This is a genomic window from Gordonia sp. OPL2 (assembly GCF_003797825.1).
Taxonomy (GTDB): Bacteria; Actinomycetota; Actinomycetes; order Mycobacteriales; family Mycobacteriaceae; genus Gordonia.
Genome location: NZ_RKME01000016.1, coordinates 114,111 through 121,652, shown reverse-complemented (window position 1 = coordinate 121,652; position 7,542 = coordinate 114,111). Strand labels below are relative to the sequence as shown.

At 69.0% G+C, this 7,542-nt stretch carries 5 protein-coding genes; all 5 read left to right on the top strand.

All coding sequences use genetic code 11. The annotated features are described in order from the left end of the window. The first annotated feature begins 270 nt into the window (after nucleotides 1-270). The 5 genes from EEB19_RS26740 (at nucleotide 271) to EEB19_RS15975 (ending at nucleotide 7,462) form a co-directional block, all read left to right on the top strand. Complete coding sequence (locus EEB19_RS26740; RefSeq protein WP_222929947.1) at nucleotides 271-876, top strand: DJ-1/PfpI family protein; 606 nt, start codon at nucleotides 271-273, stop codon at nucleotides 874-876. Further along, entirely contained in the window at nucleotides 873-1,319 is a 447-nt protein-coding gene (locus tag EEB19_RS26735; protein ID WP_222929946.1) for a MarR family winged helix-turn-helix transcriptional regulator, read from the top strand. The genes EEB19_RS26740 and EEB19_RS26735 overlap by 4 nt, the downstream gene beginning before the upstream one ends. A gap of 76 nt (nucleotides 1,320-1,395) precedes the next feature. After that, entirely contained in the window at nucleotides 1,396-2,721 is a 1,326-nt protein-coding gene (locus EEB19_RS15985) for an aspartate aminotransferase family protein (RefSeq protein WP_187587996.1), read from the top strand. Continuing rightward, entirely contained in the window at nucleotides 2,718-5,918 is a 3,201-nt protein-coding gene (locus tag EEB19_RS15980) for an FAD-binding and (Fe-S)-binding domain-containing protein (RefSeq protein WP_187587994.1), read from the top strand. The genes EEB19_RS15985 and EEB19_RS15980 overlap by 4 nt, the downstream gene beginning before the upstream one ends. Nucleotides 5,919-5,920: 2 nt before the next feature. Further along, the gene (locus EEB19_RS15975) at nucleotides 5,921-7,462 is read left to right on the top strand and encodes an NAD-dependent succinate-semialdehyde dehydrogenase (RefSeq protein WP_187587992.1); all 1,542 of its coding nucleotides are present in this window, start codon (nucleotides 5,921-5,923) and stop codon (nucleotides 7,460-7,462) included. The last annotated feature ends 80 nt before the right edge of the window (nucleotides 7,463-7,542 follow it).

Sequence of the window (7,542 nt, the reverse complement as noted above, 5' to 3'; positions counted from 1 at the left end):
CGCCCTCGCCCTCGCCCTTGCCCGTGCCCGCGTCCTCGCCGTCGCCGTCGCCGTCACCCTTGCCCTCGCCGACCGTGTCCAAAATTTCGCCGACCGTGTCCAGGATTTCGCTGACCGTGTCCAAAATTTCGCTGACCGTGCCCGCCCTCGCCGACCGTGTCCTTCTTTTCGCCCGCTGGGTCCCCCCTCTCGACGACCGAATCGACAATTGACAGCACCCTGTCAACTATGACAGGATGCTGTCATCGCCAGATCAAGGGAGTGATCGACATGAAGACCATCCACCTCGGCATCTACCCCGCCCTCGCCGACTGGGAGTTCGGCTACGTCGCCGCCGGCGTCAACAATCCCGACTATCAGCGCGATCCGGGTTCATTCCGCATCGTCACGGTCGGAGCGTCGACCGAACCGATCCGCACCATCGGAGGCGTCACGATGGTTCCCGACATCACCCTCGACGACGTCGCACCCGACGACAGCGCCATGCTCGTCCTGCCGGGCGCACAGAGCTGGGACGCCAACGACGAGTTCGTCGACGCCGCCCGACACTGGGCCGACGCCGACGTCCCGGTTGCCGGGATATGCGGCGCCACAGTCGGTCTCGCCCGCAGCGGGCTCCTCGACGATCGCCGGCACACGAGCAATGCGCGCGAGCAACTCGAGCCCACCGGGTACGCGGGCGCCGCACACTACGTCGACGCCCCCGCCGTCACCGATCGCGGGGTGATCACCGCGGCCGCCGTCGCCCCCGTCGAGTTCGCCCGCGAGGTGTTCGCCCTGCTCGGCGTCTACACACCGGCCGTCCTGGACGCCTGGTACCAGCTCTACGGGCAGCAGGACCCCAGCGGCTTCTACGCGCTGACGGACCAGCAGTGACCGAAACCCCCGACCCACAGACCCTGTTGTCGGACACCGCACTCACCGTCTTCCGCCTGAACGGCCAGTTCCTCGCCCTCGCGGAGGAACTGGCACGCCCGGCCGGCCTGACCGCCACGCGGTGGCAGGTCCTGGGCGCGGTCCTGCAACGTCCTCTCACCGTGTCCGACATCGCCCGGGCCATGGGCATCACCCGCCAGAGCGTGCAGCGCACCGCCGACCTACTGGCCGACGACGGGCTCCTGGAGTTCCGCGACAACCCGCACCATCGGCGCGCCAAACTGGTCGTCGCCACCGAGTCCGGGATCGCGGCGGTCCGCCGGATCAACCCTGCTCACCAGGCCGCCGCCCAGCGGATCGGCGACCGGATGACGCCCGACGCATGGTCCGACGCCCTCGCCGCTCTCCGTGCACTCGGAGCAGCTCTCGAACAGACGTCGTGAGACAGCAGAACCCCGCTCTCACCACCGATGATGTCCAATTGTTGACAATCCGACGATCGACCGTCACGGTGTACCCATGACCGTCACCACCGACTCCATTCGCACCGCCCAGACCGCGACCCTGAGCCCCGCGCTCAAACAGGCCACACCCGTCGTCGTCGACCATGCGTCCGGCTCGTGGATCCATGGCACCGACGGCAACGACTACCTCGACTTCACCACCGGCATCGGCGTCACCAGCACCGGTCACTGCCATCCGCGAGTCGTTGCGGCCGCGCAGGAGCAGTGCACCAAGATCATCCACGCGCAGTACACGACGGTGATGCATCAGCCACTGCTCGAACTGACCGAGAAACTCGGCCACGTCCTGCCACTCGGTCTCGACTCGGTGTTCTACGCCAACTCCGGCTCCGAAGCCGTCGAGGCCGCGATCCGCCTCGCACGCATGGCGACCGCCCGCCCCAACATCATCGTGTTCCAAGGCGGTTTCCACGGCCGCACGGTCGCCGCGGCCAGCCTCACCACCGCGGGCACCCGCTTCTCCGCCGGTTTCTCACCGCTCATGTCGGGCGTGCACATGTCGCCGTTCCCGTACGCCTACCGCTACGGATGGTCGACCGACGCGGCCGTCGACTTCGCCCTGCGTGAGCTCGACTACCTGCTGCAGTCGCGGGTCGCCCCCAACGACACCGCAGCCTTCCTCATCGAGCCCGTCCTCGGCGACGGCGGTTACCTCCCCACCCCGCCGCGGTTCCTGCAAGGTCTGCGTGAGCGCGCGGACCGCCACGGCATCGTCTTCATCCTCGACGAGGTGCAGGCCGGATTCGGCCGTACCGGCAAGTTCTGGGGACACCAGCACGCCGCAGATCTCACTCCGGACATCATCATCACCGCCAAAGGCCTCGCCTCGGGCTTCCCGATCTCGGCGATCGCCGCATCGACCGACCTCATGAGCAAGGCCTGGCCCGGATCCCAGGGCGGCACCTACGGCGGCAATGCCGTCGCCGCAGCGGCCGCGGTGGCGACGATCGACGTCATCGCCGACGAGAATCTGGTCGAGAACGCCCGCGTCCGGGGTGAGCAACTGCTGTCCGGGCTGCAGGACATCGCCGGCCGGTTCGATGCGATCGGCGATGTCCGCGGCCTCGGCCTCATGGCCGGCATCGAGTTCGTGACCAGCGGAGACGGCGCCACGCCGGTTCCCGACGCCGCAGCGGCCGCAGCCGTTCAGCAGGCCACCACGCGACACGGCCTGCTGACGCTGACCTGTGGTCCCGCCGGCAACGTCGTGCGACTCATCCCCGCACTGGTCGTCACCGAGGACGAGATCGCCCAGGGACTCGAGCGTTTCGCCGCGACCCTGACCGATGTGTTCTCAGGCGATACCCTCGGACAGAGATGACACATGTCAGCCTGACCGGATTGTCACCCGACCTCGACGTCGCAGCAGCGCTCTCGGCCCTCGGCGTCGAGGCGGACACGTCCACGCGCCGGCTCGCCGAGTATTCCTACGACGCCTCCAATTACCGTGTCCGCCCCCTCGCGGTGGTGTTCCCCCGATCCGACGACGACGTCGCCCGTACCGCAGCCCTCTGCCACGCCCGTGCGATCCCGCTGATCGCGCGGGGCGGTGGAACCTCGATGGGCGGCAACGCGATCGGCCCCGGTGTCGTCATCGATCTGTCCCGGTACATGAATCGTGTCCGCTCGATCGACGCGGAGACGTCGACGGCGGTCGCCGAGAGCGGCATCGTACTGACAACGCTCGCCGCACAGGCCCGCACGGCAACCGACGGGCGGCTCACCTTTGCACCCGACCCGTCGTCGGCGTCACGCGCCTCGCTCGGCGGCGCGATCGGCAACGATGCGTGCGGCAATCACTCTGTCCGACATGGCCGTACGACAGACCACGTCGAGGAACTGTTTCTGGTCACCTCCGAAGGACTGCGGCTGACCGCCACCCGCCACGGCATCAGGGCCACCGACGAATCGGACCGCGACGCCATGACCCGGGCTGCCGAACTCACCGAGCGCCTCCGCGATCTGACGTCGCGACACATGGCGATCCTGCGCACCGATCTCGAGACCATCCCGCGCCAGGTCTCGGGCTATCATCTCGCCAAGATGTTGCCGGAGAACGGTTTCGACGTGGCCCGCGCACTCGTCGGCAGCGAGGGCACCTGTGCGATCGTGGTCGCCGCGCGGGTGCGGCTCGTGCCCGTCGCCACCTCGCCACTGCTCATCTGCGTGGGATACCCAACGGTCATCGACGCCGCCCGCGACGTCACCGCGATACTTCCATACGCGCCGTCGGCGGTGGAGGGCATCGATCGCAAGATCGTCGCCACCATGGCCGCCCGTCGAGGCCGCGACACCATCTCGGCACTCCCCGGCGTCGACGACACCGACTGCACCGGTTGGCTGTTCATCGACCTCGACGAGCACAGTGCCGCAACACGATCCGAGACCGACGTCGAGGCGACGGCAAAGCGCCTCCTCGACGACCTCCGCGCACGCGGCCGGATGGTCGCGGCGACCACGGTTCCCGACCCGGTGGCACGCAAGGCCCTCTGGCGCGTCCGCGAGGACGGCGCCGGACTGTCGTCGCGCCTAGCCGATCCCGACGACGACAGCATCGGCAACGACTACGAATCCTGGCCCGGCTGGGAGGATGCCGCCGTCGCGCCCGAACGGCTTGCGGACTATCTCGACGACTTCACCCGGCTGCTCGATCAGCATGGACTGACCGGTGTGATGTACGGCCACTTCGGCGCCGGCTGCATGCACGTCCGGATCACCTTCGACCTGCGCACCCCCGAGGGACGTGCGGTGATGGACCGGTTCTGTGCGGACGCCGCCCGACTCGTCGTCGAGCACGGTGGGTCGCTGTCGGGTGAGCACGGTGACGGCAGGGCGCGATCGGCGTTGTTGCCGGTGATGTACTCCCCAGCGATGTTGGGTGCGTTCGCCGAGTTCAAGCACATCTGGGATCCGCAGGGCACCCTCAATCCCGGCTCCATCGTCGACCCGTCACCGATCACCGACGACCTGGCCCTCGCCGGTGTTCCGGACCGGCACTGGCCGACCATGTTCCACCTCGGCGCACCCGCCCACGACGCGGCCCCCGCACATGCGTCCCGCAAGAGCGCCCCCGGCACGCGCGCCGATGACGATATGTCGACGGCCGCCTCCCAGCGGGCGGATTTCCGGGGCGGCTTTCTGGAGATCGCCCAGGTCACCGACGGCGCGCACACCGACCAGACCTCCCTCGACCCGTTCGTGCACGCCGTCCAGGGGTGTATCGGGGTCGGGCGCTGCCGCGCGACGTCCGGCGGCGTGATGTGTCCCAGCTACCGCGCCACCCGCGACGAGAAGGACTCCACCCGCGGACGCGCACGCGTGCTGCAGGAGATGGTCCGCACCGCGCCCGATGTCGAGACCGGCTGGCGCTCCGACGATGTCGCCGACGCACTGGAGCTGTGCCTGTCCTGCAAGGCCTGCTCCACCGACTGCCCGACCGGCGTCGACATGGCCACCTACAAGTCGGAGTTCCTGCACCACCACTATCAGGGGCGCGCACGACCACTGTCGCACTACTCCCTCGGCTGGATGCCCGCCTGGCTCGGCGCCGCAGGCGTGCTCGCGCCGGTCATCAACGCCGCGTTGGGAAGTCCACTCCGACGCGTCGCGGCGCGTGCGGGCGGGCTCGACCCGCGACGCAGCATGCCCCGGTTCGCCGCGCGCAAGGCACGTCGCGCACACCTTCGGAACCTCGCACCGCTCTCGGCGACCTCCGACGTCGTGCTGTTCATCGACTCGTTCACCCGCGCCTTCCGGCCCCAGGTCGCCTCGGCAGCAGCCGAGGTGCTCTCTGCGACCGGCGACACCGTCGGCTGTTCCGCCGACAACTGCTGCGGCCTCACCTGGATCTCCACCGGACAGCTCACGCACGCCCGAAAGGTGTTGTCGCGGACGGCCCAGAACCTCGACGACGGCACCGACCGGCCGATCGTGGTTCCCGAACCCAGCTGCGCCGCTGCCCTCCGCAAGGACCTGCCCGAACTCGTGCACACGCCGGCCGCCCGTCGAGTCGCCGCGCGGGTCCACAGCTTCGCCGACTACCTCCCCCGGCTCCTCGAGCGGGGGTGGAGGCCCGAGAATCTGCCCGAGGCGGTCACCGTGCAGACCCACTGCCACGAGTACGCCGTGTTCGGCGCCCGCACCGGCGCGGCGGCACTGTCGGCGCTCGGCGTCGAGGTGCACACCGCCGACGGATGCTGCGGTGTGGCAGGCAACTTCGGGTTCGAACGTGGCCACTACGAGGTGAGCGTCGCCGTCTCGGAGAACGCGCTCGGCCCCGCGTTGCGCGCCACCCCGGATCGACCGGTCATCACCGACGGGTTCAGTTGCGCGATGTCCGTCGACCATCTCACCGCGACCGACGACGCGATATCGGCACGCGGGCTGCATCTCGCCGAACTCCTCACCCGCACCACACCCCCGCCCACGGCAACCAGCAATCCGCCGACGGCAACCTTCGTCGCGCCGACGGCAACCGACCACTCCCCGACAACCCCACCCGACCCGGAAGGAGCGTGACCATGACGGCCACCATCTCGAACACGGATGCCTCGCAGACCATCTCGCGCCTGCACACCGACCTCTTCATCGACGGCCAGTGGCGACCGGCGACGTCCGGCGCCACCTTCACCGTCGACAATCCCGCCACCGGCGAACCGCTGGCCGTGGTCGCCGACGGCGGCGCCGACGATGCGCGCGCCGCGCTGCAGACCGCCGCCGACCGCCAGGCGGAGTGGGCGGCCACCTCCCCGCGGTCACGCAGCGAGATCCTCTATCGCGCATACCAGATCATCATGGACCGCGTCGACGAGATCGCGTCGGTGATGACCGCCGAGATGGGCAAACCGTTCGCGGAGGCGAAGGGTGAGGTCGCCTACGGCGCCGAGTTCTTCCGCTGGTTCGCCGAAGAGGCCGTCCGCATCGGCGGCGATCACACCCTCACCGGCGACGGCGCGAATCGCATCGTGGTCTCCAAACAGCCCGTCGGCCCCTGCATCCTCATCACACCGTGGAACTTCCCTCTCGCCATGGGGACCCGCAAGATCGGGCCCGCGGTCGCCGCCGGGTGCACGATGGTCTTCAAACCCGCCGAACTCACCCCCCTCACCGCTCTGCTGCTCACCGAGATCCTCACCGAGGCCGGACTTCCCGACGGTGTTCTCAACGTCGTCACCACGTCCGATCCCGGTACCGTCGTCGGCGAGTGGATGACCTCGGGCAAGGCCCGCAAGGTCAGCTTCACCGGCTCCACCGAGGTCGGCAAGATCCTTCTCGGTCAGGCCGCGGGCACCGTCATGCGCACATCGATGGAGCTCGGCGGCAACGCCCCGTTCATCGTCTGCGCCGACGCCGACATCGACCGCGCGATCGAGGGCGTCCTGGTGGCGAAGATGCGCAACATGGGCCAGGCCTGCACTGCCGCCAACCGGATCTTCGTCCACCGTGCCGTTCTCGACGAGTTCACGTCGAAGCTCGGCACGCGGATGGGCGGTCTCGTCGTCGGCGACGGCAGCCGCGACGGCACACAGGTGGGTCCGCTGGTCGAGCAGAAGGCCGTCGACAAGGTGACCACCCTCGTCGCCGACGCCGTCGAACGCGGTGCACGGGTCGTCTGTGGCGGCGAACGTCCAGACGGTGCGGGCCACTTCTACCCGCCGACGGTCATCACCGACGTCGATCCCGCCGCCGACCTCATGCACACCGAGATCTTCGGTCCGGTCGCTGCGATCATCCCCTTCGGGACAACCGGTTCCGACGACGACGCTTCCGACAGCACCGTCTCCGGCAACGCCTCGGCCGACGACGCCGAGGTCCTGCACCTCGCCAACGACACCCCGTGGGGCCTCGTCGGCTACCTCTTCACCCAGGACATCGACCGAGCCGACCGACTGTCCGACGCGTTGCAGGTCGGGATGGTGGGGGTCAACACCGGCCTGGTCTCCAACCCGGCAGCGCCATTCGGCGGTATCAAGCAGAGCGGCCTCGGACGCGAGGGTGGGCGACTCGGGATCGAGGAGTTCCTCGACATCAAGTACGTCGCCCGACCGATCGCCAAGCGGTGAGCCGCGCTGCCGCATAAGCTCTTCCGCGACAGCACCGGTGCCGGCAGCCCCCACCCGGCACCTCCCACCGACAGACAGGA